The following is a 25,712-nucleotide window of genomic DNA, read 5'->3' on the forward strand; positions in this document are numbered from 1 at the left end:
TGCCACACTGGCCGCATGACCTGTCGCATCGCCTTCGTGCTGTTTCCGGGCTTTCAGCAGCTGGACCTGGCCGGCCCCATGGCTGTGTTTGAGGTGGCGCGGTTGGAGCGACCGGGCAGCTACCAGTGGCGGTTGGTGGCCAGCACGCCGCCCACGGCGCGCAGCTCGGCGGGCGTGGAGTGGCCGGTGCAGGGCCTGCCGCGGTCGCTGGGGGAACTGGACTTGGTGATGGTGATTGGCGGCGACGGGGTGGACGCCGCCTGCCAAGACGCCACGCTCATGGCCTGGCTGCGGCGAGCGGCGCGTTCCGGCGCCCGCATGGCCAGCATCTGCAGTGGCAGCCTGGTGCTGGCGGCCGCCGGCCTGCTGGATGGGCGCTCGGCCACCACGCACTGGTCCCGCGGCCGGCAGTTCGCGCAGGACTACCCCCGGGTGCAACTGGAGCCCGACCGCATTTACGTGCGCGAGCCCGCCCAGCGCGGCACCGGCTTGCCCGAGGTGTGGACGAGCGCGGGCATGACGGCTGGCATCGACCTGTGCCTGGCCTTGCTGGCGCACGACCTGGGCGAAGACGTGGCCCGCGAGGCCGCCCGCCAACTGGTGGTGGAACGCCGCCGCCCGGGCGGGCAGTCGCAGTTCTCACCGCTGCAAGACCTGCAGCCGCCGGACGGCCGCTTCGCCCCTCTGCTGGACGCGGTGCGCAACGACCTGGCGGCAGACCACAGCGTGGAAGCCCTGGCCGCCCGCGCCTGCATGAGCCCACGGCACTTCGCCCGCTGCTTCCGGGCCGAAACCGGCACCACGCCAGCCCACGCCGTGGAGCGCCTGCGGGTGGAAGCCGCTCGCGCCGCGCTGGAGGCGGGCGCCACCTCGGTGCTGCGCGTGGCGCAAACCTGCGGCTTCGGACAGCCCGAACGCATGCGCCGCGCGTTCGTGCGGCTGACCGGCCGGCCGCCGACGGCCTTCAAGCCGTGAAATCAGACCAACCCCAGCGCCCCCAGCACCCCGCCGCCCAGCACCATCCACACCAGGCTCAGACGGGACTTCACGGTCAGCAGCACGGTGACGGCGATGAGGGCGAGGGTGCCCAGGCGGTGGTCGTCCACGCGCAGGAAGGGCAGGGCCAGCAGCCAGCCGGTGGCGATGATGAGGCCGAGCGTGAGCGGCATCATGCCGGCGGAGAACGACCGCAGCGCGAGGTGCTGGCGGTTGGCGCGCGCCCAGCGGGTGGCCGAGAGCGTGAGCAGCGTGGACGGCAGCATGATGCCGGCCATGGTGGTGAGCGCGCCGGGCAGGCCGGCCACGTGCCAGCCCAGCACCGCCACGAACAGGATGTTGGGCCCGGGCGCGGCCTGGGCCAGGGCGATGGAGGTGGTGAACTCGGTTTCGGTCAGCCAGCCGGTGCGGTCCACCAGAAAGCGGTGCATCTCGGGCACGGTGGTGATGGCCCCGCCGATGGACATGGGCGACAGGGCCAGGAAGTGCAGGAACAGGCGCAGGTAGTCGTCCCAGCTCATTTGAGCCTCCACCACGCCAGGGCCATGCCCGCGCCACCCACCAGCGCCAGCACGCCAATCAGCGGCCAGCGCAGCAGGCCGATCAGCACAAAGGCCGCCAGGGCGAGGCCCAGGGCGGCATGGCGGCCCAGCGGGCTTTGGTTCAGCGCCGTCAGCAGCTTGAAGCCCGTGGCCAGCACCAGGCCGGCGGCCACGGCGCCCATGCCGCGCAGGGCGTTCACGGCCAGCGGCACATCGCGCAACTGGCCGTAGGCGGCGGCCAGGCCCAGCACGATGACCGCGGGCATGGACAGCATGCCGGCCAGCGCCGCCATGGCGCCCCGGGTGCCGAAGAAGCGGTCGCCCACCATCATGGACAGGTTCACCACGTTGGGGCCGGGCAGCACCTGGGCGATGGCGAGGGTCTCGACGAACTCCTCACGCGTCATCCACTGCAGGCGTTCCACCAGCTCACGCTGGGCCACGGCCAGCACGCCGCCAAAGCCCTGCAGCGCCAGGCGCGTGAAGGCCAGGTAGAGCTGGGTGGCCGAGGCCGGGCGGTTCACCGGTGAACCTTCAGCGCCTCGGGGTTGACGATGTTGCTGGGCTGGCCGCCAATGAAGTTCAGCACGTTGTCGAACGCGGCGTCGAAGTACATCTCGTAGCTGTCCTGCTCGACGTAGCCCACGTGCGGCGTGCAGACGGCGTTTTCCAGGCGCAGCAGCGGGTGGCCTTGCAGGATGGGCTCGGTCTCGAACACGTCGATGGCGGCCATGCCGGGGCGGCCGCGGTTCAGGGCCGACACCAGCGCGCCTTCGGTCACCAGCTCGGCCCGCGAGGTGTTGACGAAGAGCGCCGTGGGTTTCATGCCCGCCAGGTCTTCGGGGGTGACGATGCCCCGGGTGGTGTCGCACAGGCGCAGGTGCACCGAGACCACATCGGCTTCGGCAAAGAAGGCCTGGCGGCTGTCGGCGGCGCGGTAGCCGTCGGCCTCGGCGCGCAGGCGCGAGGCCTCGCTGCCCCACACCATCACCTGCATGCCGAAGGCCCGGCCGTAGCCGGCCACCAGCTGGCCGATCTTGCCGTAGCCCCACACGCCCAGCGTCTTGCCCCGCAGCACCATGCCCACGCCGAAGTTGGCGGGCATGGAGGCGGCCTTCAGGCCGGCTTGCTGCCAGGCGCCGTGCTTGAGGTTGCCGATGTACTGCGGCAACCGGCGCATGGAGGCCATGATGAGCGCCCAGGTCAACTCGGCCGGCGCCACCGGGTTGCCGCCGCCTTCGGCCACGGCAATGCCCAGGCGGGTGCAGGCGTCCACGTCGATGTGGCTGCCCACGCGGCCGGTTTGGGAGATGAGCTTGAGCTTGGGCAGCTTCTCCAGCAGCTGGCGGGGGAAGGCGGTGCGCTCGCGGATCAGCACCAGCACCTCGGCGTCGCGCAGCCGCACCGACAACTGGCCGATGCCTTTGACGGTGTTGGTGAACACCTTGGCGTTCAGGGGCTCCAGCTTGGCTGCACAACGCAGTTTCCGGACTGCATCCTGGTAGTCGTCAAGAATGATCACGTTCATACGGACGTCGATTTTGCCCTGCGGTCTGCAGGGCTCGGCTCGAGGTGGCAATATGGGTTTCCCTCAATGGAGACTTCACCAATGACGACCCTTTCCATGCATGACGCCAGCGCGCCGGTTTTCGCCAAGATGCTGGGCAACATGCTCTCGTGGCTGGAAGCCGCCAAGGCCCACGCCGCGGCCAAGAACTTCTCGACCGACGTGTACCTGACCCTGCGCCTGGCGCCGGACATGCTGCCGTTCACCAAGCAGATCCAGATCGCCAGCGACGCCGCCAAGGGTGCCGTGGCCCGCTTGGGCGGCGTGGACATTCCGAAGTTCGACGACAACGAGGCCACGCTGGACGAACTGGCCGAGCGCATCCGCAAGACGCTGGCGTTCGTGCAGTCGGTGCCGGCGGACAGCTTTGCCGGCAGCGAAACCCGCGAAATCACCATCCCCCGCCGCGTGGGCGACCCGCTGAAGTTCGACGGCAGCACCTACCTGCGCCACTTCGCGCTGCCCAACTTCTACTTCCACGCCACCACCACCTACGCGCTGCTGCGTCACGCCGGCGTGCCGCTGGGCAAGACGGACTTCCTCGGCGCCTGAGCGCCTGCCAGCCGGGAATTGCTGCGCAAAACGCAGCCAATTCCCCTGGCCTGCGGCGGGGTGGCGGGCTGAGAATCAGGGGAATCTCCCATCAAGCCGCTCGCCGCATGGACATGTCGACGCCCCCCGCCGCTCAGCCGCAAGGCCCTGCCATGGTTGAGCATTGGCTGGCGCAGGCCCGCAGCGGCCAGTGGCCGATTGCCCAGTTGCTGGACTGCGCCAGTCGCCTGCAAGCCGCAGGCGCGCTGGAAGCGGCGGCGCTGCTGTACCAAACCTGGGTGTCCAGCACCGAGTCGCCGGTGCGGCACGTGGCCTTGTTCAACTGGGGGGCGGTGTTGGGCGAGCTGCGCCGCCCGAAAGACGCTGAAGCCGTGTACCGCATGGCGCTGGCCGTGGCGCCCAACTTCGCCCAAGCGCGCCTGAACCTGGGCCATCAGCTGGAACACCAGGGACGCGAGGCCGAGGCCCTGGCCGAATGGGCCACGGTGTACGAGGACGAAAACCCGGTCAGCCTGGGTGCCGAGCCCCTGACGCTGCGCCTGCACGGCATGAACAACGCCGCGCGGCTGCTGGAGCAGCAAAAGCGCTACGTGGAGTCAGAAGCGCTGATGCGCCGCTCGCTGACGCTGGAGCCGCGCCAGAGCGATGTGGCCCAGCACTACGTGCACATCCGGCAAAAGCAGTGCGCCTGGCCGGTGTACGACACCTTCGGCGAGGTCACGCACAACTTCCTGCTGATGAGCACCTCGCTGCTGGGCATGCTCGACGAGAGCGACGACCCGGTGCTGCAGTTGCTGACGGCGCAGCGCTACGTGCTGGAACGCCTGCCCAAGGTGACCGCGGCGCCCTTGCACAAGGGCCGCAAGCGGGAAGGGCGCATCCGCATCGGCTACCTGTCGGGCGATCTGCACATGCACGCCGTGGGCTTGCTGACGGCCGAGTTGTACGGCCTGCACGACCGCAGCCGCTTCGAGGTGCATGCCTTCAGCTGGAGCCGCGACGACGGCTCGCCGCTGCGGGCCCGCATCAAGGGCAGCATCGACCACTACCACCCCTTGCACGGCGTGCCCGACCGCCAGGCGGCCGAAATGATTGCCGAGGCCGGCATTGATGTGCTGGTGGACCTGCAGGGGCTGACGAACGGCGCCCGCGCGGCCATCCTCACGCACCGGCCGGCGCCCATCCAGGTGAGCTACCTGGGCTTGCCGGGCACCTCGGCGATTCCGGGCGTGGACTGGATCTTGGCGGACCGCTTCGTGATGCCGCCCGAGTCGCTGCCGTACTACACCGAAAAGCCCATCTACCTGCCCCATTGCTACCAGGTGAGCGACCGGCAGCGCGAGGCCAGCGTGCCGCCCACGCGGGCGCAAGCCGGGCTGCCGGAAGAAGGCTTCGTGTTCTGTGCGTTCAACAACAACCACAAGATGAGCGAGCCGGTGTGGCGCTGCTGGATGCGCGTGCTGCGGCAGGTGCCCGGCAGCGTGCTGTGGCTGCTGGCGGACAACCCCTTTGCCCAGGCCAACCTGACCCGCGTGGCCGCGGAAGAAGGCATCGCCCCCGAACGGCTGGTGTTTGCGCCCCGCGCGCTGCCGGCCGACTACCTGGCGCGGTTTGCGGTGGCCGACCTGTTCCTGGACACCTTCCCGTACAACGCCGGCACCACGGCCAGCGATTGCCTCTGGATGGGCACGCCCATCCTCACCCGGTCGGGCAAGACCTACATCTCGCGCATGGCTGGCAGCCTGCTCACGGCCGTGGGCCTGCCGGACCTGATCACCACCAGCCTGGACGAGTACGAGCAGCGCGCGGTGCAGATCGGCAACCAGCCGGCGCGGGCGGCTTCGTACAAGCGCTACCTGCGCGAGCACGGGCGGAGTTCGCCGCTGTTCGATGTGCCGGGCATCGTGCGCGACATGGAAAACGAGTTCGAGCGCCTGGCGCTCGACGCGCGCCAGAAGGCCTAAATGCCGCAACGTCACGACCCCTTCTTCGACGGCCAGCCCCAGGCGGCCGGCTTGCGGCTGGCCGCCAACGGCGAGCCGCCGCCCGCGCCGGACCCGCTGGAGAACCTGGCCAGCCAGCCCGAGGGCGACCCACTGCTGCAAGCCCTGTCGTGGCTGACGCGCCACCACGGCAAGGCCCGCTCGCCCGAGTCGCTGCGCGCGGGTGCACCGGTGGAAGGGCTGCTGACGCCGGATTCCGCCATCCGCGTCATGCGGGAGGCGGGCTACAACGCCGGCCTGCTGCGCAAGTCCATCGACGACATCAACGGCCTCCTACTGCCGGCAGTGCTGCTGCTGGGCGGCGGTGACGCCTGCGTGCTGGTGCGCCGACTGGATGACCCGGCCGCCGTGGCGCCCGGCAGTTGCCGTTACGAGGTGGTGTTCCCGGGGCCGGAGGCGGCGGCGGTGCCGGCCACCACGGCCGAGCTGGAGCCCGAGTACAGCGGGTTCATGCTGGCGGTGTCGCCGCAGGACGAGGCGCACCGTGGTGCGCCCGAGGCTTCGCTGCTGCACCTGGGTGACCGGGGGCTGGATGCGCACTGGTTCTGGGGCACGATCAAGCGGTTCACGCCGTACTACCGGGCGTCCATGCTGGCGGCCCTGCTGTCCAACGTGCTGATGCTGGTGTCGGGGTTGGTGACCTCGGTGGTGTACGACAAGGTCATTCCGCACCAGGCCATGGTGACGCTCTGGACGCTCGCCGTCGGGGCTGCCGTGGCGCTGCTGTTCGACCTGTTCGCGCGGCAGCTGCGCTCGCACCTGATCGACCTGGCTGGCCGCAAGGCGGACCTCGTCATCAGCGCCAAGCTGTACCGCCAAACGCTGGGCGTGCGCATGGAGCACAAGCCCGCCTCGGCCGGGGCTTACGCGGCCTACCTGGCCCAGGTGGAGATGGTGCGGGAGTTCTTCACCGGCGCCACGCTGTCGGCGCTGTCGGACCTGCCGTTCCTGGTGATCTTCATCGGCATGACGTTTGTCATCGGCGGGCCCCTGGGCTGGGTGCTGGTGCTGGCGGTGCCGCTCATCTTGGGCCTGTCGTGGGCGATCCAGGGGGCGTTGCGCAATGCCATGCGCACCAACATGCAAGAGGCGGCGGACCTGCACGGCACGTTGGTGGAGTCGCTCGAAGGCCTGGAAGACCTGAAAACCTCGGGCGCGGAAGGCCGCTTCCTGCGCCGCTACGAGCGCACCACGGCCATCGTGGCAGACACGGCGCTCACGTCGCGCGCGCTGTCCAGCTGGAGCATGAACCTCTCCACCACGCTGCAGCAGGTGATCAACCTCGTGATCCTGGTGTGGGGCGTGTACCTCATCCATGACGGCGTCATCACCGCGGGGGCGTTGATCGGCTCCGTCATGTTTGCCAGCCGCGCGATTGCGCCGCTGGGCAGCCTGGTGAGCCTGGCCACCCGCTACCAGGGTGCGCGCGCGGCGATGTTGTCGCTCAACCAATTGATGAACGCGCCGGCCGAACGGGACGGTGCCCGCAACTACGTGCCGCTGGCCCAGGTGACGGGCAAGGTGGGCCTGCACGATGTGGGCTTTGCCTACCCTGCTGCGCCGACATCCCATGGCCAAACCACCGGGGGCACGGCCTCGCCCAAGGTGCTGCGCAACGTGACGCTGCGGCTGGAGGCCGGCGAGCGCGTGGCCATCCTCGGGCGCATCGGCAGCGGCAAGTCCACCATCTTGCGGCTGTTGGGCGGGCTGTACCAGCCGGCGGAAGGCATGGTGGAGGTGGATGGCATCGACCTGCGCCAGATCGACCCGGCCGAGTACCGCGCGCGGGTGGGCTTTGTGAGCCAGGAGCCCCGCCTCTTCTTGGGCACGCTGCGTGACAACGTGCTGATGGGCCGCGGCCACCTGGACGCCGCCCGCCTGGTGGAAGTGGCCAAGTTGACCGGGCTGGATCGCGTGGTGGCCAGCCATCCGCTGGGCTGGGACTTGCCGGTGGGCGAGATGGGGCAGTTGCTTTCCGGCGGCCAACGCCAGTTGGTGGCGCTGGCCCGGGCGTTGGTGACGCGCCCGCAAATTTTGTTGATGGATGAGCCCACCAGCTCCATGGACGCGCAAAGCGAAATGGCCTTCCTGCGCCAGTTGCGCGACGCGGCCGGCAACGCCACCTTGGTGGTGGTGACGCACCGCCCGGCGGTGCTGGAGTTGGTGCAGCGCATCGTGGTGGTGGATGGCGGCCGGGTGGTGATGGACGGCCCGCGCGACCAGGTGCTGGCCGCCTTGTCGGGTGTGCGCCCCACGGCGCCCAGTGAGGGCGTGCACATGCATCCGTCGGCGCAGCCGGTGCAGCGATCCGCCAGCGTATGAACAGCCTGAGCAAGGAAGAGGGCGCCTTCGTCAGCGCCATCCACGCCGCGCACATTGACGAGCCGCTGCCCCGGGCGACCTGGGCGCTGTATTTGCTGTGCGTGGTGGTGGTGGCCGCGATTGCGTGGTCGGCCCTCACCCATGTGGACGAAATCACCCGCAGCGACGGCCGCGTGGTGCCCGACGGCCGCGAGCAGGTGATTGCCAGCCTGGACGCCGGCATCCTGCGCGAGCTGAAAGTGCGCGAGGGTCAAGAGGTGCAGGCCGGTCAGGAGCTGGCGCTGCTGGACCCGACCCGTGTGGAAGCCCAGCAAAACGAAAGCCAGGCCCGATTGCTGTCGCTGAAGGCCGCCGCGGCGCGCCTGGAGGCCGAGGCCAACGGCCGCACCACCGTGCGCTGGCCAGCCGACATCGACCCCAAGGGCCGCTACGCCCAGGTTGAGTCCGAGGCGTTCGACGCCCGCAGGCGTGTGCTGGACGAGGCCGTGGGCTCCATCAACCGCAGCCTGGGCATGATCTCCAAAGAGCTCAAGCTGGCGCAGGACATGGCGCGCAGCGGCTTGATGAGCGATGTGGAGGTGATGCGGCTGTCGCGCCAGGTCAATGAGATCGAGCAGCAGCGCGCCGAGCGCGTGTCTCGCTACCGCCAGGAGGCCAGCCAGGAACTGGCCAAGGTGCAAAGCGACATGGCACAGATGGACGAGCAGATGGTGGTGCGGCAGGACGCGCTGACGCGCACCGTGCTGAAGTCGCCCGTGCACGGTGTGGTGAAAAGCATCAAGGCCGGCACCATCGGCGGCGTGATCGGCATGGGTGCGCCCATGCTGGAGATTTCGCCCATCGGGCCGCAGGTGCTGGTGGAGGCACGCATCAAGCCGCGCGACATCGGCTTCGTGCGGCTGGGGCAAACGGCCGAGGTGAAGCTGGCCGGCTACGACTTCAACACCTACGGCGGCCTGGAAGGCAAGGTCACCTACATCAGCCCCGACGCCGTGACCGAAGGCGACAAAACCGGCGAGGGCCACTACCGGGCCATCGTGACCGCCGAGCGCAACAACCTCAAGTACAAGGGAGAGGCGCTGCCGGTCATTCCGGGCATGACGGCCACGGTGGAAATCAAGACGGGCGAGCGCTCGGTGCTGAGCTACCTGCTGCGGCCCATGCTCAAGTCGCAGGAAGCGCTGCGCGAGCGGTAAAGCCGGGCCGGTGGCCCGCTTTTTCGGGCTTTGCCCGCGCGGGGAGGGTGGTCTAGTGACGGGACCATGTCGTACCTCCTCCGCTCCCTGTTGGTGCTGGCCTTGGCGGCGTCCGGTTCCTGGGCTCCGGCACAGACCCGTCCGCCCAAGAAACCCGCTGCGCCGGCCGCGGCCGTGCCGGTGGAGGCGCCGCCGTCCAGTCGCTGCAACGAGGACGATGCCGGCCTGTCGCGCATGGGGCGCGACATGAACACGCTGGAAACGGGGAGTGGCGACCCGCGATCGGAACTGCAGGCCTTGGTGGGCAAGACGCTGTCCCGCAGCAAGGGCGTGGGGGCGTTGCGCGCCTATTCAGAGGCCGCCCGGCAGGATTTGCTGGACGCCCAGGCGCAGTCGGGGCCGAGTGCTTCGTTGAACATCTCCACCACCGGCGTTCGGCTGAGCACCGGCTCGTCGTACACCGCCACCGGGGGGCAATACGCCGCCACCCTGAGCGCCGGTATGCCCTTGTGGGACGCTGGCCGCGTGGCCAAGCTCAGCGAATGGCGCAAGGAGCTCGCCACGGTGGCTGAGCAAGGCCAGCGCAGCTCCGAAGAGCAATTGGCGCTGACGGTCGTGTCCCTGGCGCTGGACCGCAGCCGCTACGTGCTGCAAGGGCAGGTGTACACCCAGTACGTGCGCAAGATGGCGTGCCTGGTGGATGCGCTGGAAATCATCACCAAGGCGGACCGCGGCCGCGCGAGTGAACTGGTGCAGGCACAGAAGAGCTTGCAGCAAGCCGACATGTCGCTGGAGCAGACGCTCTCCGCCCTGCGGCAAACCGAGGTGCGCTTGAAGCGCCTGGTGGGCGAGCCCCTGCCGCCGAGCATTGGCATGACACCGGCGCTGTCCTTGATGCCGGACCTGGAGCAGATGCAGTCGGACATCCTGATGGGGCCTGACATTGCGCAGGTGGAGGCGCAGGCTCGCTCCCAACGCAGCTTGGCCGAAGCCGTGATCGCGGGGCAGCGGCCCAGCGTCAACCTCACCGGCAGCATGGCGGCAGCATTGCGGCCCACCGCCTCAGGCGATGTCCGCACCACTGACATCGGCGCGGGGGTCAGCATCACCATTCCCATCCTGCAGCCGGGCGCTCAGGCCCAGGCCAGCGCGGCCATGCAGCGCTACCGCGCCACTGTGCTGCAGAAAGACGATGCGGTGGAAGCCAAGCGCTACCGCCTCTTGGAGATGCACGAACTGGGCACCTCCACGCTGGACCGCGCGCGGCGCATCGTCGAGATCCTGCGCAACAGCGACCGCGTGCGCGCCTCCACCCTGCAGCAGTGGCAGCAGCTGGGTCGGCGTTCGCTGTTCGACGTCATGGCCGCTGAGAGCGACTACTACTCCATGCGCGTGGCGCATGTGAACGCCATGTTCGACGCCCAACAAGTGGTCGCCCTGATCTGGAGCATGGGCCGTGGCGTGGTGACGCCGCTGCGCTGAGGCCATACTTGATGCCGACTCCCGCAAGAGGCTGAACCGATGTCCATTGACCGCTGCCAGATTTTTGATCTGCCCAAGATCCACGACCCGCGGGGCAACCTGACCTTCATCGAAGGCGGCGTGCACGTGCCCTTCGACATCCAGCGCGTGTACTACCTCTACGACGTGCCCGGCGGCAGCGAACGCGGCGGGCACGCGCACAAGAAGTTGCACCAATTCATCATCGCGATGTCGGGCAGCTTTGACGTGGTGCTGGACGACGGCAAAGACAAGAAGCGGGTTCACCTGAACCGCAGCTACCAGGGGCTGTACGTGTGCCCCATGATCTGGCGGGAGTTGGATAACTTCTCGTCGGCCTCGGTGTGCATGGTGCTGGCGTCGACGAAATACGACGAGTCGGACTACCACCGCGACTACGCGGAGTTCATGCGCGACCGCTGGGGTGCCAAGTGACGCCTGCGGTGCGTGTCCCCTTCCTGGACCTGAAGCGGCTCAATGCCGCACACGACGCCGGCATTCGCGCCGGCATCGAGCGCGTGCTGCAGTCGGGCTGGTATGTGTTGGGTCAAGAAGTCGCTGCGTTCGAGCAGGAGTTCGCCGCCTACTGCGGCACCCGTCATTGCATCGGCGTGGCTGACGGGCTGGATGCATTGACGCTCATCCTGCGCGCATACGGCATCGGGCCGGGCGACGAGGTATTGGTGCCGTCCAACACCTTCATCGCCACCTGGCTGGCGGTGTCGGCCGTAGGCGCCACGCCCGTGCCGGTGGAGCCGCGGGCGGCCACCCACAACCTGGACCCGGACCGCTTGCAGGCGGCCATCACGCCCCGCACCCGGGCCGTGATGCCGGTGCACCTGTACGGCCAGCCTTGCGAGATGGACGCCATTCAAGCCGTGGCGCAAGCCCATGGCTTGAAAGTGATTGAGGACGCCGCCCAGGCGCATGGGGCGCGTTGGCGTGGTCGGCGTGCCGGGGCGTTGGGCGATGCCGCGGGCTTCAGCTTCTACCCTGGCAAGAACCTCGGAGCCCTGGGCGACGGCGGTGCCATCACCACCGACGACGACGAACTCGCCGAGCGGCTGCGCCTGCTGCGCAACTACGGCTCGACCGTGAAATACCGGCACGAGGTGCAGGGCGTCAATTCACGCCTGGATGAGATGCAGGCAGCTGTGCTGCGCGCCAAGCTGCCGGCGCTCGATGCCGACAACGCGGCCCGTGCCCAGGTGGCGGCCTGGTACGACGAACTGTTAGGCGGCGCCGACTTGGTTCGCCCCGCGGTGGCGCCGGGCGCCGACCCCGTTTGGCACTTGTACGTGGTGCGCACGCCGCGCCGTGCCGAGGTGCAGGCGGCGCTGACCGCTGCGGGTATCGGTCACCTCGTGCACTACCCCACCGCGTGCCACCAGCAACCGGCTTACGCCCGGTCAGACGGCACCGTGTGGCCGGCATTGCCGATTGCCGAGGCCTTCCAGCACGAGGTGCTGAGCTTGCCGATGGCGCCTTACCTGAGCCGCGGGGATGTGGAACAGGTGGCGGGCGTTCTTCGAGCGGTGCTGGGCTGACGGCTGGGCGACAACCGCCCGCTCTCGCTGTGTCAGGGCAGGCCCCGGCCGGGGCCTCACGACTTGCCGACGTGCGGCAGCTGGCGCGGCACGTTGCGCGGCACCTTGAGCGGTGCCGCTCGAGCGCCGCTCAGCTGTGCGCAACGATGCCCCGCACCTGCGCTTCGAGCTCGTCCGTCGAGCAGTCCGCCGCGTTGGAGCACGCCTGGCAGGCGGGGGGCACGCGGCCCTCGAGCAGGGCTTGCCGGAACGCGCGGATGTCCGGCCCATCCAGTCCTTCGCCGGGGCGATGCAGGTTGCCCACCGGCGGCATGTCCGTCACGCAGCACGGGAAGATCGACCCGTTGGCAGCCACGGTGAATCGGGTCCAGGGTTGGGTGCACATCTTGGTGCGGCGTCCCGCTGGGGCTGCGGTGGCTGCGGCCGGCGTGGTCGATTCACCCGTGTTCAGCTGGGCCACCAACTGGTTGATGCGCTCGATCAGGTGCGGTTGCACCGACAGCGTGTAGCGCTTGGCCGTTTGCGCGAAATTGATGGCCTTTTGCAGCGTCTCGACCGAGCGGACGAACCGGGCTGGGTCGTGCAGGCCGATGGGGCGGATGTTGTTGACCGTCACTGCTTCGAACTCGTACAAATCCGATAGCGACAGGTGCTGGATCGGCAGCTCTGCCAGCATCACGGCGAGGTCGTACACGCCCTCGGCCGCTTCGGCGTAGACGGTGGCGTTCACGGTGAGGCGCGGCATGCGCACGCCGTGGGTCGTGCACCAAGTCTTGAGTCGCAGGATGTTGTAGACGATCAGCGACAGGTCTGATTTGCTGCGCACGGTGCGCGTCAGGTCGCGGTCTGCCGTGTCGATGGAAATCATGATGCCGTCCAGCTGGGCCAGCACCGCGAGCTCCGCCTCGCCGTATTTCAGGGCGAAATTGCTGTTGATGTGGATGAAGCTGTTCGGGTTGGCGGCTTTGCCGGCCGCAATCAGTCGCGGGAGGTCTTGCACCCAGTCTTTGTGGAAGGTGGACTCCCCGGTGCCGGCCAGCAGCAGTTCGCTGAAGCGCTCGCGTGCAATCAACGCCAAGGTCTGTTCCAAGGTGTTGGCTGGCATGTCCATGTCGCGGCCGGGGATCTGGTCGTCCCCAGGGTTGGACTTGCTGCAGTACTTGCACCGCAGATTGCAGCGCGACGTGTACTCCACCATCAACCCTTGCGGCCGCGCCTGCAGCAGTGCCGGGTCGGTCACCGACGGCATGGCCTGCATTGGCACCGGCCGGGGCATCTGCACGAGAGGGACGGTGGCAACGTTCATGAACAGTCCTCGCCTGATTGAAGCTGCTTGATTGGACGCTTGTGCGGCCGTGCTGAAGGCATGAAAACCCAGGTGCAGCCGGGATTGTTCCCGGGCCAGAGCGCGTTGTCGCGGTTTTTCGGGGGGGGGCGGGCGGTGCGTGCTCGGCCTCAGGCCGCGACAACGTAGATTTCGGCCGCGATGTCGGGATAGCGTTCACCCAGGTGCATGAAGGCGTCGAGCATGGCGGGCGTCCAGTCGCGGTCGATTTGCGCGTTGGACACGGGCTTCAACCAGTAGCCGCCGAACACCTGAAGTTGCATGCCGGCTTGGGTGAAGCAGGCGCGAAAGGACTCGGGGTTGAACACCCGTTGGTGGCCGTGGCGGTGGTCGAGCTCACTCATGGCGTCTTCCTGCGGCAGCAGCCCCATCAGTACAGCGGCCTGGCGGTGCAAGGACCGGGCGTTGGGCACCGCCGCGAAGACCTTGCCCCCTGGAGCCAGCCAGGTGCGCACCAGCTTGAGCACGGCCACGGGGTCCGTCACGTGCTCGAGCACGTGGCCCAACACGATGGCCTGGAACTGACGGCCAGGATCGAAATCCTCGAACAGCGAGTGGTGGACCTTGGCATGCGGAAAGCGTTGGCGCAGGCCGTCGCAGTACACGTCCGAGCCCTCCAGCAGATGCAGCTCGCTGCGTTCGGCGGCGATGAGTTCCGTCATGACGCCCTCGGCAGGTCCCATCTCCAGCAGCGCACCGGCGGGCAGGTACCGCCGCGCGATGGACCAGCTATGCCGGATCATGCTGCCATTGCAGCCCAAGGCGTAAATGGAGTCCCGTGCGATGGCGTCGAGCGTGTCGGTCTGGCTCATGAGGGCAGGGCCGCCAGCGCGGCGGCGAAGTCAGGGTAGGAGGGCTGGCCGCGGCGCTGCCAGAAGGCGGCCGAACGCATACCGCCGGCCAGCGCCGCGAAGGGTACGCCCGCGGCAGCTGCTGCATCGGCGTCGGTTTCGGCATCGCCAATGAAGCCCTGTGCTCGCAAGCGCCCCAACTCGGTGGCCTTGCAGCGTGCAGCGTCGTGTGGCGATACCACGATCAGGTCATCCACCAGGTGCAGCAGCCCCAGGCGTTGCACTTGTTGGTGCACCATCGCGCGGCAGCGGCGGGCGGTCAGCACGACGGCCCGTACGCGCCGTGCGGTCAGGCTCTCTGCCACGGTGGGCAGCAGGCGGTCGTAGCCCAGCCAGGGCCAGGTTTCGATGTCGCGGGCCCAGGCTTCGGCGCGGGCATGCGGCGATGGGTGGCCCAAGGCTCGGAGGGCGCTCACGTTGGAGGCCCCTTCGCGTTTGGCGGCCCAGTAGCGGGGGATGAAGTCTTCGTCCAGCGCATCGCCACCGCACACGTGGCGCATCAGTCTCTGATGGCGCGGCGCGCAGGACACAAGCGTGCCGTCCAGGTCGAGCGCGATCACAGGCTTCACAACGGGCTCAGCATCTCAAAGTACTGCCGCGTTACCGCGCAGCGCGCATGGTGCCGCTGCAGCCGCTGCTGCCATTGCGCATCACCCAACTGCTGCGCGAGATGTGCGCCGTGAAAATCGCTGCCGTTGGCTGCGCTCATGGCTGTGCCAGCGCCCAGTCGGGGGTTGATGTCCGTCACCGCCAGGCGGTCGCCGTCGGCCATGGCTTGGAAGCAAAACGGTGTCTCCACACCGGTGGCGCGCACCAGCGCCTGGGCCAGCGCCTCCATGCCGGCATGAGGCGCGATGCGGGCTTTGGTGCACACGCCGCTCTTGGTTTCCATGCGCTCGCGCACTGACACGAACACATTGCCGCCGCCAAGCGGAAAGCAGTCGGCGGTGAATTCGGGGCCGGCCAGGCCCTCTTGCAAAAATGCGCCAGCCGGCAAGGTGCAAAGCATGCTGGGCTCCGCCACTTCCCAGGTGCCTCGGCCGCCAAAGCTGCCAGGTTGCTTCGCAAACACGCGCTGGCCGCGGGCCAGTCGTGCGGCGGCAGCATCGACGGTCAGGGTTCGCGGGCTGTCGATCTCCCATGCGGCGAGCGCGTCGGCATAACGGTCTTTCGCCAGCGCCAATGCCGTGAAACCGGCATGGGGGGCCAGCACCGTTGCGTTGATCTGGTGCCGGTGCTCGGCCGCGAAATGAATCTCCGGGTCGATGATGGGCAGATAGTGCGTCACGCCCTCGGCCTCGACGAGGGCCTGCAATTGCTGCAGGTAGGCGGGGCCGGCCTGGAACAGGGGCCAACGCACGTGGGTCGAGGCCAGTTGCGCCGCCGTGCACCAGGGCTGCTCGTTCGTGTCAGCGGTGATCAGGCGAACGTGCGGGAACTGCTGCGCCAGCGCCAGCGCATAACCCCATGCCGTGCCCGTGCCCGCGGCTGTGATGAGAAAGGTGGCAGGGCGGTTGCTCATCGGGCCATTGTGGAGGCGGGGTGCCTGACTTGAGCACCGGAGATGTCCGGTAATTCCCGGCTTATGCGGGTGTGCGCGCCCACTAGACTGGCCAGCCGTTGCACGCTGCCGACCCGACGATGACCTCTTTCCTGGAGCTGGTGAACCGCCTGGAGGCGCTCCAGGCGCAGGGGCAATGGCCGGCGGTGTTGATCGAGATCAGCAACACCGTCATCGGCTTGCTGAGTGACCCGCGGGCCAAGGGGCTGGTGTTCGGGTCCGCAGAGATGGACCGTTTCTGCCTGGCCGCCGGCGCGCTGGCTGCGCAGCAATTTCAAATCCAGCCGGCAGGCCAGATGCAGGCCGGGTTGGCGGTGCACGTGGCGACGGAGCTGTACGACGGGCAGGGCGGCCATTCGCTCGCGCTCAAGGACGTGATTCGCGCCCGACCAGACCTCCACCACGTGGTACTGGTTACCAACCTGCATGACCGTGAGCTGCCGCTGGCCCGCTTCGCGCACGACCTGGGCCCCTCGGTGCAAGTGGCGCAAGCGCCGGCGGTGCCTCTGCCTCACAAGCTGCAGTGGCTGCAAACTCAACTGGCAGCCTTGCGCCCGGGCCTGTTGACCCTGTTCCACCACCACTACGACGTAGTGGCCGTGGCGGCCGCGCAGCCCGGTGTGGCTGGCGAGATGGCCTACTTTCACCACGCGGACCATGACATGGCCTTGGGCGTGTTCCTGCCGCACGCGCTGCATGTGGACTGCACCAACCTGTCGCATCACAAGTGCCAGCATTACCTCGGTGTGCACAACCCCGTGTACTGGCCTTTGGTGGCGCCTGACCTTGGCGCGCGCCAGGGGCACACCTTCATGGCGGGCGGGGCGCTGCGCACCTGTTCGCACGGCTCAGCCGGCAAGTTCACGGCGCCAGGGCGTTATGGGTATTTCGAGCTGATCCACCAGCGGCTGGCCGAACTGCCGGGGGACCACCTTCACATCGGTCAACTGCCCGACGAGGTGTTGGGAGCCGTTCGCCAGCGGCTGACGGCGGCCGGGTTGGAGGCATCACGCTTCCGGCACCAGCCGCCCGTGCCTGGGCTCTGGGCTTTCCTGCAGCAAAGTGATGTGGACCTCTGCATCTCGTCCTTTCCCATTCAGGGCGCCAAGGGTCTGGTGGAGACGGAAGGTGCCGGCATCCCGGTCCTGATGCACGAGAGTGGCATGTCCAAGCACCACTCCACGCGGGAGTTGATCTACGAAGACGCCCTGTGGTGGGACACGCCGGAGCGCTTCATGCAGGTGCTTCGAGAACTGACGCCGGCGGCGTTGCAGGCGCAGGCCGCCGCTGCACGTCGTTTCTATGAACAGTGGCACCACCCGCGCGAGCTGGCGTACGCCCTGTCCAACGCACGCCGCACCGCAGCCTGCCCGCCTGTGCGCCACCCACCGTGCGACACCCTGGCCCTTTACCTGCGCTGACCATGATCGACCTCGTCTGCGCCACGCGCGCCACGCCTGAACAGTTCTGGAACAAGGCGGCGCTGGGCCTGTCGCTGCGCCGGCTGACGCATGAAACCCGGCTGCGGCCGCGCATCTACTTCGAGAACCGCCGGGGTCTGCCGTCGCTGTACAACGAGCGCCTTGCGGCCGAGGACGCAGCGCCGGTGCTGGCGTTCATCCATGACGACGTTTGGTTGGACGACTTTTTCTTTTTCGAGCACACCATGGCTGCGGTCCATGCGTTCGACGTGGTGGGCGTGGCCGGCAACAAGCGGCGCGCGCCCATGCAGCCGTCGTGGGCGTTCCCGACGCTGCAGTTCCAGTGGGATGACCGGGCAAACCTGAGCGGCACGGTGTCGCACGGGCCGGGGCCGTTCGGCACGCTGTCGGTGTTCGGGCCGGTGCCGGCGGAGTGCGAGCTGCTGGACGGTGTGTTGCTGGCCGCGAAGCGCGACACCTTGCGCGCGGCGCACGTGGGCTTCGACGAGCGGTTCGACTTCCACTTCTACGACATGGACTTCTGCCGCACCGCCCGCGCTGCGGGCCTTCGGCTGGGCACCTGGCCCATCGCGCTGACCCACCAGAGCGAAGGTGGCTACAGCGCCAACGGCTGGGTCGAGACGTACAACAAGTACATCGCCAAATGGGGCAACTGAGCGGGCAACCGGTGCGTGTCGCCCGGCGTCGCGCCGGCTGCGCCAACGAAAAGGGCGCTCCGAAGAGCGCCCTTTTGAAGTTTGGTGGTGGAGAGGAGGAGGATCGAACTCCCGACCTCGTCATTGCGAACGACGCGCTCTCCCAGCTGAGCTACCCCCCCACACGCGCTGCGAAGTATAGCCACGTGCGCGGGGCTTGCCGGGCATGACGCGTCGGTCCAGCCACATGCGGTCGAGCGTGAGCGGCGACGGCTGCGCCGGCTGGCTCACCCCGCATGACGATGCCGCCTTGGCGCGTTGGGCCGCAGCCTCGGCGCTGGTGCGCGAACGGGCGGCGTGCCAGTTGGATGTGCCCTACGGCAGCGCGCCCCTGCAGACCTTGGACGTCTTCGCCCCCGACCCGTTGTTCTCCGCCGGGCGCGCGCCCGTGCTGGTGGTGTTGCATGGCGGTGGCTGGCGGGCGCTGGACAAATCGCACTACAGCTTCCTGGCCGCCAGCTTTGCCGATGAAGGGGCGCTGGTGGTGGTGCCCAACCATGGACTGTGTCCGCAGGTCAGCCTGGACCGCATGGCCATGCAGCTGACCGAAGCCCTGGCCTGGGTTTGGCGGCATGCGGCTGACCATGGTGGCGACCCCACGCGCATCGTTGTGGTGGGGCATGACTCGGGCGGGCACCTGGCCGCGATGCTGAGTGCCTGCGATTGGAAGCTCGTGGGCCGCGACCTGCCTCGGCGCATGGTGAAGGGGGCGATGTCGGTGTCGGGCCTGCATGATTTGTCACCGCTTGCCCTGCATCGGGGCGGACCGTCTGATCTGGGCCTGGATGCCCAGGCGGTGCGGCGGCTGAGCCCGGTGAACTTCCCGGCGCCCACGGCGCCTCAAACGGTGCTGACCGTGGTGGGCGCGTTGGAGCCCGAGGCCCGCCAGCAACAGGCCCGCGCCTTGCAGCAGGCCTGGGGGCCGCGGGCGGTGCCCGTGTGCGAGGTGATGCCCGGCTGCGATCACTTTTCTGTGCTGTACGACCTGGCCGACCCGCAGGGTCGCACGCACCAGTGGGTGCGGCAACTGCTGGGCTTGCGCTGGTACAGCGGGCTGCTCTGAAGCAGCTCTGCGCGCGCGGTTGTTGGGGCTTCTGGGCGAAACTCCCAGGCTGAAGTCAGGCACGGAGAGTGAGATGGAGTTGAAAGGATCGCGGACCGAGGACAACCTGAAGGCCGCGTTTGCGGGCGAGTCCCAGGCCAACCGCCGCTACCTGTACTTCGCAGCCCGGGCCGACATCGAGGGCCACAGCGACATCGCCGCGCTGTTTCGCTCCACGGCGGACGGCGAAACCGGCCATGCCCACGGGCACCTGGAGTTCCTGGAGGCCGTGGGCGACCCGGTGACCGGCCTGCCGATCGGCAACACGCGCGCCAACCTGCAGGCGGCCATCGCCGGCGAAACCTACGAGTACAGCGAGATGTACCCGGGCATGGCCAAAACCGCCCGCGACGAGGGCTTTGACGAAATTGCCGACTGGTTCGAGATCCTGGCCAAGGCGGAGCGGTCGCATGCGAACCGCTACCTCAAGGCCCTGGACGGCTTCACGGACTGACCTGCCGTGGCCATCACCCCCGAGAGCCTCTTGACGCTGGAGGCCTACGCCCGCTGCCGGGCGGCCGAACGGCCGGCCATCGCCGCCCACCGCCGCTTGCGCAGTGTGCAGCTGACCGAGCACCTGCTGGTGCAGTTCGAGGACGAGCGCACCGTGCGCCACCAAATCCAGGAGATGCTGCGCATCGAGAAGATCTTCGAGCCCGAGGGCATCCAGCAGGAGATCGACGCCTACCAGTCGCTCGTGCCGACCGGCCGCAACTGGACGGCCACGATGCTGCTGACCTACCCCGACGCCACCCAGCGCCGCGAGGCGCTGCGCCAGTTGATCGGCGTGGAAGACCGCATGTACGTGCAGGTGGGTGCCACGCCGCGCGTGTATGCCATTGCTGACGAAGACCTGGACCGTGAAACCGCCGAGAAGACCTCGGCCGTGCATTTCCTGCGGTTCGAATTGAGCGATGCGCAGTGCGCTGCGGCCCGGCAGGGCGCCGAGTTGCGCGTGGGGTGCGACCACGCGCACCTGGTGGCCGAGCTGCGCCTGACGGCCGGCACCGCGGCCAGCTTGGTGGCTGACTTGGGCTGACCGGCGCTCGCCAGCCCCGCACGAAACCCCGTACGGAGTCCCGTACGACGCCCGGTGCAAGAGCCCGCGGGCGGCTCGGCGGGCAGGCTCAGGTGGCCACGTAGCGCCCGGGCCGGTGGTTGATGGCCAGCGCGGCATTCATGGCCGCCATGCCCAGCAGCGACATGCCCACCCGCTCGGCCGGCACCCAGGGCAGGGCGGCCAGCAGGATGGCGGCGTCCAGCCCGGCTTGCACGTAACCGGCACGCCAGCCACGGCGGTCTTGCAGCCACAGCACCAGCACGTTCAGCCCGCCGAGAGAAGCCCGGTGGCGGAACAGCATGATCAGGCCCGCCCCTACCAGCAAGCCGCCCCCCACGGCGGCGAACACGGGGTGGATGGCGCTGATGCGCAGCCAACCGGGCAGGGCCTCGGCCAGGGCCGACAGCAGGGCCACCGCCACCAGGCTCTTGACCGTGAACGCCGGCCCGAGGCGCCGCCACGCCAGCGCGTAGCAGGGCAGATTGATGGCGAAAAACATCAGCCCGAACGGCCAGCCCCAGGCGTAATGCAGCACAAACGCCAGGCCCACCGTGCCGCCGCTGAGCAGGCCGGCCTGCTTGAACAGGGCCACGCCCAGGGCCGCGAACAGGGTGCCGGTGAGCAGTGCCTGGGCGTCTTCGAACAGGCTGTGCCGCAGCGTGCGGCTGTTGATGGGGGCGGCGCTCATCCGATCATTCCGGACAGGAAGAACTTGATCACGCCCTTGGCGGCAAAGCCCACCAGCCCGAAGCCCAGGCCCAGCAGCAGCACGAAAGTGCCGAAGCGCCCGGCCTTGGACTCGCGCGCCAGCTGCAAGATGATGAACACCATGTACAGCATGAAGGCCGAGACCCCGAAGGTCAGCCCGAACTGCGCAATCTCCGCTTCTGTGTAGCCCCACATCGTGCGTGCCTTCAGTCGGGGCGGCGGACGACGAGGTCACGGTAGGCATGCCAGCTGGCATGGCCCAGCCACGGGGCGATGACGACCAGGCCGACCAGGGCCGTGGCCATGCCGACCAGCGTGAGCGCCAGGATGAGGGCGGCCCAGAGGGCGAGCGGCGCCGGATGCTCCAGCACTACCTTCCAACTCGTGAACACGGCGCCCAGCACGCCCAACTTTTGCGCCGGGAGGTCCACCAGCGCAGGAATCGCCACCACGGTGGACGCGAACACCGGTGCGGCCAGCACGGCGCCCAGCATCAGCCAGGTCTCGAAGAGGTTGGACGCGTCGTTGAGCACCACCTTGATCAGAAAGTCGCGCGGGTGGTGAATGGGGTCGGTGGCGAAGCTCGTCACGAACGCGGCCGAGCACAGCACCCAGCCGGTGCCGGCAAAGCCCAGCAGGATGCCGAAGATGATCAGCCGCCCGTCGCGCGGCCGCCAGGCCTCGCGCACGGTGCGCCAGCCGGGGCGACCACCCCGGTCACGCTCGCGGCTGAGTGCGTACAAGCCCGTGGCCAGGATGGGCGCCACGATCAGGAAGCCCGTGAACGCGCCGGCCAACAACCAGAACCGGTCGCGCGCCAGCGCGAACAGCACGGCCCCGAACGCCGCCATGACCAGCCCGTGGGCCAGCGACGCGCCGGGCGTGTGCCACAGGTCTTGCCAGCCACGCGCCAACCAGCCCAGCGGGCGCAGGGCGGGGATGGGTCGGACTCCGAAGGCCTGCGACTCGCGCAGGGCCTGTTCGCTGTAGCGGTTGGGCATGGCAGCGGGCAGTGTCGCTTCGCGAACCGGGCCTTGCCTTGATCCGGCGCAAGCCGGCGTGAGTCTGCGTGCGGTGCCGGTCAGCCCAGCAGCGTGCGCGCCACCTGGCGCAGCGTGTCGGGGGCGCCGTCGGGCACCAGCACCGGTTGCACCTGGGCCAGGGCAGGGAAGTGCCGGCGCAGCGAGCTGGCGTAGCCGGGGTCGTAGTGCTCGCGCATCAGGTTGGCGAACACGCCGGGCCAGTCGCCTGCGCGGGCCTGGGCTTGCCAGGCCTCCACCCGGGCATGCCCGCGCAGCGGCACCAGGCTTTGCAGCAGCGCGCAAAAGCCGTCCACGTCGGCGGCGAAGTGGGCGTAGTCCTGCAGCAGCAATTCCACGCGGCCCGGCTCGGGCATGTCCAGCCACATCGGCTCGCCTTGGCCGTGCATGGCGGCCAGCAGCGGGGCCGGCAGGGTGATGCGGCCGATCTTGCGGCTCTCGCTTTCCACGAACACGGGGCGGCTCGGGTCCAGCCCGCGCAACGTCGTCCACAGGGCGGAATCGAACAGCTTTTGCGAGGGCTGCGGGCGTTGCGGCAGGCTGCCCAGCACCGAGCCGCGGTGTGCAGCCAGGGCTTCCAGGTCCAGCACCTGGGCACCCTCAGCAGCCAGCGCGTGCAGCAGGCGGGTCTTGCCGCAGCCGGTCAGGCCGCACAGCACGCGGTAGCGGAAGCGGGCGGGCAGCAGGTCCAGGTCGCCGCGCACCTGCTCGCGGTAGGCCTTGTAGCCGCCCACCAGCTGGCGCGAGCGAAACCCGATTTGCCCCAGAAACCAGTGCAGCGACAGCGACCGCTGCCCCCCGCGCCAGCAGTACACCAGCGGACGCCAGGTTTTGGGCCGGCCGCCGGTGCGCTCGTCCAGCAGGCGGGCCACGTTGCGGGCCACCAGGGTGGCGCCCAAGCGGCGGGCCTCCAGCGGGTCTTGCTTGTACAGGGTGCCGACGATGCGGCGCTCCTCGTCGTCCAGCACCGGCCAGTTCTCGGCGCCGGGCAGGTGGTCTTGCGCGAACTCGCCCGGCGAGCGCACGTCGAGGATGGCGTCGAACCGGTCGAGTTCGGCCAGCGCGTCGCCGATGGAGATGGTGTAGCTCACGAGGGCAGCGACACCGCGTCCAGCAGTTCGCTCTCGATTTGCAACTGCGCCTTGTTCTGCTGCAGCGCGGGGCCGTCCAGCAAGAAGGTGTCTTCCACGCGCTCGCCCAGCGTGGACACCTTGGCCAGTTGCAGGTTGATGCCGTGGCGGGCCAGCACACGGGCAATGGCGTACAGCAGGCCGGCGCGGTCGCTGGTGGAGATGGTGAGCAGCCAGGCGGTGGCGCGCTCGTCCGGCCGCAGCGAGATGCGCGGCGTGTACGGAAAGCTCTTGACCCGGCGCGACAGCCGCCCGCGGCGCGGCTCGGGCAGCGGGCCACCGGCCTGCAGCACCGAGCTGAGCTTTTGCTCGACCATGGGCACGAGGTCGCGGTGGTGCACGTCGGCCTCGGGGCGGATCACCTGGAAGGTGTCCAGCGCATAGCCGTTTTGTGTGGTGTGCACCTTGGCATCCAGGATGCTGAAGCCGGCGGTGTCGAAGTAGCCGCAGATGCGGGCGAACAGGTCGGGCTGGTCGGGCGAGTACACCAGCACCTGCAGGCCTTCGCCGATGGGCGAGGGGCGGGCGCGTACCACCGGCACCTGCGTGTCCACATGCCGCCAGAGCGAGCGGGCGTGCCAGGCCAGTTCAGCGCCGTCATGCCGCGCAAAGTAGCTGACGGCCAGCCGCTTCCACAGCGGCTCTTCGGTGCCGGGCAGCTGGGCGTGCAGGGCCAGGTCTTGCCGGGCCTCGGCCTTGCGGGCCTCGATCTCGGCGTCCAGGTTGATCTTGGCGCCGCCCAGGGCCCGCAGCGTGATGCGGTACAGGTCTTCCAGCAGCTTGCCCTTCCAGGCGTTCCAGACCTTGGGGCTGGTGCCGCGGATGTCGGCCACCGTCAGCAGGTACAGCGCGGTCAGGTGCCGCACATCGCCCACCTTGGCCGCGAAGGCGGCAATGACGTCGGGGTCCGACAGGTCTTCCTTCTGCGCCACGCGGGACATGGTCAGGTGGTGCTCCACCAGGAACACGCACATCGACGTGGCTTGCGCGCTCAGGCCATGCGCGCGGCAGAAGCGCTTGACCTCGACAGCGCCCAGCTCGGAGTGGTCGCCCCCACGGCCCTTGGCCACATCGTGGAATAGGGCGGCGATGTAGAGCTGCTCGGGTGCGTCGAACTGGGCGGCCAGTTGCGAGCAGAAGGGGTATTCGTGCGCGTGCTCCGGAATGAAGAAGCGCCGCACGTTGCGCAGCACCATCAGGATGTGCTGGTCCACGGTGTAGACGTGGAACAGGTCGTGCTGCATCTGCCCCACGATGGCGCGGAACACCCACAGGTAGCGGCCCAGCACCGAGGTCTGGTTCATCAACCGGAAGGCATGCGTTTGCCCTTCCGGCTGGCGCAGCATGGCCATGAAGGTGGCGCGGTTGATCGGGTCGCGCCGCCAGGCCGCGTCCATCAGGCCACGGGCGTTGTACAGCGCCCGCAGCGTGCGGGCTGACAGCCCCTTGATGCCCGGCGTTTGCTGGTAGACGAGGAAGGTGCGCAGGATGGCGTGCGGGTCACGCTGGTAGAGGTCATCGCTCGCCACTTCCAGCATGCGGCCGCGGTCTAGGAAGTCAGCGTGGCCGTCGATGGGGCGCAATCCGCCTTGCTGCAGGCCGTTGATCTGTTCTTCCAGGTTCAGCAGCAGGATCTGGTGCAACTGCGTGACGGCCTTGGCCGCCCAGTAGTAGCGCCGCATCAGCACTTCCGAGGCCCGCTGCGCGCCGGTGCCCTCGAAGCCGAAGCTCTGGGCCACGGCGGTTTGGAGGTCGAACACCAGCCGGTCTTCACGCCGCCCGGCCACGGCATGCAGCCGCGCGCGAATCAGCTTGAGTTGGCCTTCGTTGCGCTGCAACTGCCGGCTCTCGAACGGCGTGATCAGGCCGCGGGCGCTGAGCGCCTTCCAGGTCTTGCCCAGGCCGGCCGCACGGGCCAGCCACATCAGCATTTGCAAGTCGCGCAGACCGCCCGGGCTTTCCTTGCAGTTGGGCTCCAGCGCGTAGGGCGTGTCGTCGAACTTGGTGTGGCGCTGCACCGATTCCAACGTCTTGGCGCGGAAGAAGGCATGCACGTCCATGGCCTGCATGAAGCGCCGGGTCAGGGCCTTGAACAGCTTGCTGTCACCGGCCAGCGCCCGTGCTTCGAGCAGGGCGGTCTGGATGGTGACGTCGGCCTGCGACTCGCTCAGGCACTCGTCCAGCGTGCGCACCGATGAGCCGATTTCCAGCCCGATGTCCCAGCACGCGGTGATGAAGCTCTCGATGGCTTGCTTGACGGGCCCCGGCACATGGGCCTCGGTGCCGTTGGGCAGCAGCACGAGCACGTCCACGTCGGAGTGCGGGAACAGTTCGCCGCGGCCATAGCCGCCGACGGCGGCCAAGGTGCTGCCACCGGGCATGCCGGCGGCGTCCCACAAGCCGCGCAGCGTGTCGTCCACATGCCGGGCCAGGCAGCGCAGCAAGGTTTGCGCGCTGGCCTGCGTGGGCCTGGCGGCCAGAAAACCTTCGATCAAGGCCTGCTTGCCGGCCTTGAACTGCTGACGGCGCTCGGCGATGGTGGTCACGGCGGTC

At 68.7% G+C, this 25,712-nt stretch carries 25 protein-coding genes and 1 tRNA gene; 13 read left to right on the plus strand and 13 right to left on the minus strand.

Annotated features, from left to right (window positions below):
- The first annotated feature begins 15 nt into the window (after window positions 1-15).
- Window positions 16-975 (plus strand): GlxA family transcriptional regulator, encoded by a 960-nt coding sequence (locus ACG01O_RS08280; protein WP_394383424.1) that lies wholly within the window; start codon window positions 16-18, stop codon window positions 973-975.
- Window positions 976-977: 2 nt separating this feature from the next.
- On the opposite strand, the gene ACG01O_RS08285 is transcribed toward ACG01O_RS08280, so the two are convergent.
- Genes ACG01O_RS08285 through ACG01O_RS08295 form a run of 3 tightly spaced genes read right to left on the minus strand, consistent with a single transcriptional unit; the run spans window position 978 to window position 3,066 of the window.
- A complete protein-coding gene (locus tag ACG01O_RS08285) occupies window positions 978-1,517 on the minus strand; it encodes a chromate transporter (protein WP_394383426.1) in 540 nt (179 codons plus the stop codon).
- On the minus strand, window positions 1,514-2,062 hold the full coding sequence (locus ACG01O_RS08290) for a chromate transporter (RefSeq protein ID WP_394383428.1): 549 nt from the start codon (window positions 2,060-2,062) through the stop codon (window positions 1,514-1,516). Before ACG01O_RS08290 ends, ACG01O_RS08285 begins: the two co-directional genes overlap by 4 nt.
- Window positions 2,059-3,066 carry a D-2-hydroxyacid dehydrogenase family protein gene (locus tag ACG01O_RS08295; RefSeq protein WP_394383430.1) on the minus strand — a complete coding sequence of 336 codons (1,008 nt, stop codon included), beginning with the start codon at window positions 3,064-3,066 and terminating at the stop codon, window positions 2,059-2,061. Before ACG01O_RS08295 ends, ACG01O_RS08290 begins: the two co-directional genes overlap by 4 nt.
- An 81-nt stretch (window positions 3,067-3,147) precedes the next feature.
- On the opposite strand from ACG01O_RS08295, the gene ACG01O_RS08300 reads away from it, so the two are divergent.
- From ACG01O_RS08300 to ACG01O_RS08330, 7 genes are all read left to right on the plus strand, one after another.
- Window positions 3,148-3,657, plus strand: a complete 510-nt coding sequence (locus tag ACG01O_RS08300; RefSeq protein ID WP_394383431.1) for a DUF1993 domain-containing protein — start codon at window positions 3,148-3,150, stop codon at window positions 3,655-3,657.
- A gap of 152 nt (window positions 3,658-3,809) precedes the next feature.
- A complete protein-coding gene (locus ACG01O_RS08305; RefSeq protein WP_394383433.1) occupies window positions 3,810-5,621 on the plus strand; it encodes an O-linked N-acetylglucosamine transferase, SPINDLY family protein in 1,812 nt (603 codons plus the stop codon).
- Window positions 5,622-7,982: a type I secretion system permease/ATPase gene (locus tag ACG01O_RS08310; RefSeq protein ID WP_394383435.1), complete on the plus strand. Its 2,361-nt coding sequence runs from the start codon at window positions 5,622-5,624 to the stop codon at window positions 7,980-7,982.
- Window positions 7,979-9,178 (plus strand): HlyD family type I secretion periplasmic adaptor subunit, encoded by a 1,200-nt coding sequence (locus ACG01O_RS08315; protein ID WP_394383436.1) that lies wholly within the window; start codon window positions 7,979-7,981, stop codon window positions 9,176-9,178. The genes ACG01O_RS08310 and ACG01O_RS08315 overlap by 4 nt, the downstream gene beginning before the upstream one ends.
- A 66-nt stretch (window positions 9,179-9,244) precedes the next feature.
- Entirely contained in the window at window positions 9,245-10,660 is a 1,416-nt protein-coding gene (locus ACG01O_RS08320) for a TolC family protein (protein ID WP_394383438.1), read from the plus strand.
- Between the two features lie 39 nt (window positions 10,661-10,699).
- The gene (locus ACG01O_RS08325) at window positions 10,700-11,113 is read left to right on the plus strand and encodes a sugar 3,4-ketoisomerase (protein ID WP_394383440.1); all 414 of its coding nucleotides are present in this window, start codon (window positions 10,700-10,702) and stop codon (window positions 11,111-11,113) included.
- 8 nt (window positions 11,114-11,121) lie between these two features.
- Entirely contained in the window at window positions 11,122-12,225 is a 1,104-nt protein-coding gene (locus ACG01O_RS08330) for a DegT/DnrJ/EryC1/StrS family aminotransferase (protein ID WP_394383441.1), read from the plus strand.
- A 130-nt stretch (window positions 12,226-12,355) separates the two neighbouring features.
- On the opposite strand, the gene ACG01O_RS08335 is transcribed toward ACG01O_RS08330, so the two are convergent.
- The 4 genes from ACG01O_RS08335 to ACG01O_RS08350 all read right to left on the minus strand — a co-directional run bounded on the left by ACG01O_RS08335 (window position 12,356) and on the right by ACG01O_RS08350 (window position 15,943).
- Window positions 12,356-13,531 carry a radical SAM protein gene (locus tag ACG01O_RS08335; RefSeq protein ID WP_394383443.1) on the minus strand — a complete coding sequence of 392 codons (1,176 nt, stop codon included), beginning with the start codon at window positions 13,529-13,531 and terminating at the stop codon, window positions 12,356-12,358.
- A 149-nt stretch (window positions 13,532-13,680) separates the two neighbouring features.
- Window positions 13,681-14,382: a class I SAM-dependent methyltransferase gene (locus ACG01O_RS08340; protein WP_394383445.1), complete on the minus strand. Its 702-nt coding sequence runs from the start codon at window positions 14,380-14,382 to the stop codon at window positions 13,681-13,683.
- Window positions 14,379-14,990, minus strand: coding sequence for an HAD family hydrolase (locus ACG01O_RS08345; RefSeq protein WP_394383447.1), 612 nt, complete (start codon window positions 14,988-14,990; stop codon window positions 14,379-14,381). Before ACG01O_RS08345 ends, ACG01O_RS08340 begins: the two co-directional genes overlap by 4 nt.
- Entirely contained in the window at window positions 14,987-15,943 is a 957-nt protein-coding gene (locus tag ACG01O_RS08350; protein WP_394383450.1) for an ATP-grasp domain-containing protein, read from the minus strand. Before ACG01O_RS08350 ends, ACG01O_RS08345 begins: the two co-directional genes overlap by 4 nt.
- Before the next feature lie 119 nt (window positions 15,944-16,062).
- Here ACG01O_RS08350 and ACG01O_RS08355 point away from each other — a divergent pair, with 119 nt between their 5' ends.
- Entirely contained in the window at window positions 16,063-17,403 is a 1,341-nt protein-coding gene (locus ACG01O_RS08355) for a hypothetical protein (RefSeq protein WP_394383452.1), read from the plus strand.
- Between the two features lie 2 nt (window positions 17,404-17,405).
- Window positions 17,406-18,080 (plus strand): hypothetical protein, encoded by a 675-nt coding sequence (locus ACG01O_RS08360; protein ID WP_394383454.1) that lies wholly within the window; start codon window positions 17,406-17,408, stop codon window positions 18,078-18,080.
- Window positions 18,081-18,165: 85 nt separating this feature from the next.
- Here ACG01O_RS08360 and ACG01O_RS08365 read toward each other — a convergent pair.
- Window positions 18,166-18,241 (minus strand) — tRNA-Ala (locus ACG01O_RS08365).
- Window positions 18,242-18,285: 44 nt separating this feature from the next.
- Here ACG01O_RS08365 and ACG01O_RS08370 point away from each other — a divergent pair.
- From ACG01O_RS08370 to ACG01O_RS08380, 3 genes are all read left to right on the plus strand, one after another.
- Entirely contained in the window at window positions 18,286-19,182 is an 897-nt protein-coding gene (locus ACG01O_RS08370; RefSeq protein WP_394383456.1) for an alpha/beta hydrolase, read from the plus strand.
- Window positions 19,183-19,255: 73 nt separating this feature from the next.
- On the plus strand, window positions 19,256-19,675 hold the full coding sequence (locus ACG01O_RS08375; RefSeq protein ID WP_394383458.1) for a rubrerythrin family protein: 420 nt from the start codon (window positions 19,256-19,258) through the stop codon (window positions 19,673-19,675).
- Window positions 19,676-19,681: 6 nt separating this feature from the next.
- Window positions 19,682-20,260, plus strand: a complete 579-nt coding sequence (locus ACG01O_RS08380; RefSeq protein WP_394383460.1) for a DUF3501 family protein — start codon at window positions 19,682-19,684, stop codon at window positions 20,258-20,260.
- A gap of 88 nt (window positions 20,261-20,348) precedes the next feature.
- Here ACG01O_RS08380 and ACG01O_RS08385 read toward each other — a convergent pair whose 3' ends face one another.
- The 5 genes from ACG01O_RS08385 to ACG01O_RS08405 form a co-directional block, all read right to left on the minus strand.
- On the minus strand, window positions 20,349-20,969 hold the full coding sequence (locus ACG01O_RS08385) for a DUF6198 family protein (RefSeq protein WP_394383462.1): 621 nt from the start codon (window positions 20,967-20,969) through the stop codon (window positions 20,349-20,351).
- Window positions 20,966-21,184, minus strand: coding sequence for a DUF2788 domain-containing protein (locus ACG01O_RS08390; protein ID WP_394383464.1), 219 nt, complete (start codon window positions 21,182-21,184; stop codon window positions 20,966-20,968). The genes ACG01O_RS08385 and ACG01O_RS08390 overlap by 4 nt, the downstream gene beginning before the upstream one ends.
- 11 nt (window positions 21,185-21,195) lie before the next feature.
- A complete protein-coding gene (locus tag ACG01O_RS08395; protein WP_394383466.1) occupies window positions 21,196-21,990 on the minus strand; it encodes a DUF2189 domain-containing protein in 795 nt (264 codons plus the stop codon).
- An 80-nt stretch (window positions 21,991-22,070) separates the two neighbouring features.
- Window positions 22,071-23,120: a tRNA 2-selenouridine(34) synthase MnmH gene (gene mnmH, locus ACG01O_RS08400; RefSeq protein ID WP_394383468.1), complete on the minus strand. Its 1,050-nt coding sequence runs from the start codon at window positions 23,118-23,120 to the stop codon at window positions 22,071-22,073.
- Window positions 23,117-25,705 (minus strand): [protein-PII] uridylyltransferase, encoded by a 2,589-nt coding sequence (locus ACG01O_RS08405; protein ID WP_394383470.1) that lies wholly within the window; start codon window positions 25,703-25,705, stop codon window positions 23,117-23,119. Before ACG01O_RS08405 ends, mnmH begins: the two co-directional genes overlap by 4 nt.
- Between the last annotated feature and the right edge of the window lie 7 nt (window positions 25,706-25,712).

The organism is Pelomonas baiyunensis (assembly GCF_043555935.1).
Taxonomy (GTDB): Bacteria; Pseudomonadota; Gammaproteobacteria; order Burkholderiales; family Burkholderiaceae_C; genus Pelomonas; species Pelomonas baiyunensis.